This window comes from Arthrobacter terrae (assembly GCF_015708085.1).
GTDB classification, from domain to species: domain Bacteria; phylum Actinomycetota; class Actinomycetes; order Actinomycetales; family Micrococcaceae; genus Arthrobacter_M; species Arthrobacter_M terrae.
The window spans coordinates 1-1555 of the sequence record NZ_JADNYM010000055.1 but is presented as its reverse complement, the minus strand read 5'-3'; the positions used below and the strand labels follow the sequence as shown (position 1 = coordinate 1555).

Genomic DNA, 1555 nt, shown 5'->3' with positions numbered 1-1555 from the left:
TGCCGACCGTGGCCGGGGCGACGGGGGAGTTCTGAAATTCGTGTTCGATGCCGGCGGCTATCTCGGCGAGGATGTCCCGTGGCTTTTCCGAATAGATGCAGGTGGGCCCGCTCAGGAAGCTCCAGACCGGTGCAGAGCTGAATTTGAGGGATCGGTACCAGTTGACGAGCTGGCCATGGGCCGCTTCCGTGCACTTACTGGCAGCATTAGCCAGACACACCGTGGCAAAATCGTCGCCGCTGGTTTGGCAGACGAATTTGAAATCGTACTGGTAAGGATCGTCGGGAACGCTAGCCGGCACATTTCCCCAGTAGCTGGCCCCTTCGATCCGCTGCCAACCGGAAGAGTCGACGCAGCTATCGCCCCAATCGATATTTTCACCTGTACTTCCATCGGCTTGGGCGGAGCTCGCGAATAGAGTTGTGGCGAAAACGAAGGATAGAACTACGAGTCCGATGTTTAGCAGGACACGCATTTCTATTCCGCCTTGCCACTAATGTGCTCAGCCGTCTCAGCAGTCCAGCGGTTCTGCTTGTAGGAAGCAACGAGAATATCGGCAATGGAGTCAGAGGCAGCGTGACTATCAGTCAGCGTGCCGTCGGCTCGGTAATACGATATTTTATCCTGCTTGACTGCAACGATCACTTGGTAGGAACCTGTGGGTGTTGCCGCAAAGGGGGACCCGGCGTCAACGACACTCATCCTGCCGCCCGCAGTCCATTGGCCTCCGTCATACCACTTCGTCGTTCTTTCCTTCACTTTTGAACAAGTGGCGCAGCCGGGGTCGCTGATGGCCTCCAGCGGGGCAAAGTCAGCGGTTTCATAGGCGTAGGAGAGCGTGTCGTACCAGTAGCGGGCGAAGGCTTCTATCCCTGCTTTGGAGAATTCGTCGGCGAGGGGTGGTTTGACTGGGAGGGGGACGTTTTGTGCCGGTCCGGTTGCGTCGGCCGGCTTGTAGACGGGGATCGCCGCGGTCGGAGAGGGCGTGATTCCCGGCGATGCAGCGGCGCTGGAGGTCGCTGCTCCGTGTGTCATTGGGGGCGCAGTCGAGGTGCTGGGCGGCTCTGCGCTGGGGGCTCCGGTGCACGAGGTGAGTACAAGGATGATCGCCGTGCCGGCCACCGCTGTTGCGAGGCGGGCTTTTCCGTATCTTGCCGAAACTGGGTACATCAATTCCCCAACCGGTGAGGTGGAGTACTGCGACGGGTGGATTAAAGGTAGCGCAGATCGGGAAGTGGGTCCAAGGTTTTCCACAGGCAAGGAATTTTCTTGAGGAATCGACAAAGGCTGCGCAGACTTCGCCGCGAACCCTGCGCCAGAACACGCCTGCGCACCTCCCGGGCGGGAGAGTGCGCAGAAGTGTTTGCTGGCAACTCCCTACGCAGCCTCCCTCACTCCCCATGCGGAATGCGGCACCGCGAGACGTCGCTAGTGGTGTGTCTCCAAAATAAGTAATGAGTGTGGGTTTAAGCTGGGTTTATGTCGAGACCAGCTGCTGCGTTGTTGTTGTCCGAGGCTGAGCGTTCTGTGTTGGAGGCTTTATCGAAGTCCCAGG

The 1555-nt window shown here is 58.8% G+C and carries 1 protein-coding gene and 1 pseudogene; both read right to left on the bottom strand.

The genetic code is table 11. The features are described 5' to 3' along the window. Nucleotides 1-475, bottom strand: a pseudogene (locus IV500_RS21110) (hypothetical protein); the annotation flags it as partial. A gap of 2 nt (nt 476-477) precedes the next feature. Then, a complete protein-coding gene (locus IV500_RS21105; RefSeq protein WP_196398783.1) occupies nt 478-1035 on the bottom strand; it encodes a DUF6318 family protein in 558 nt (185 codons plus the stop codon). Nucleotides 1036-1555 lie beyond the last annotated feature (520 nt).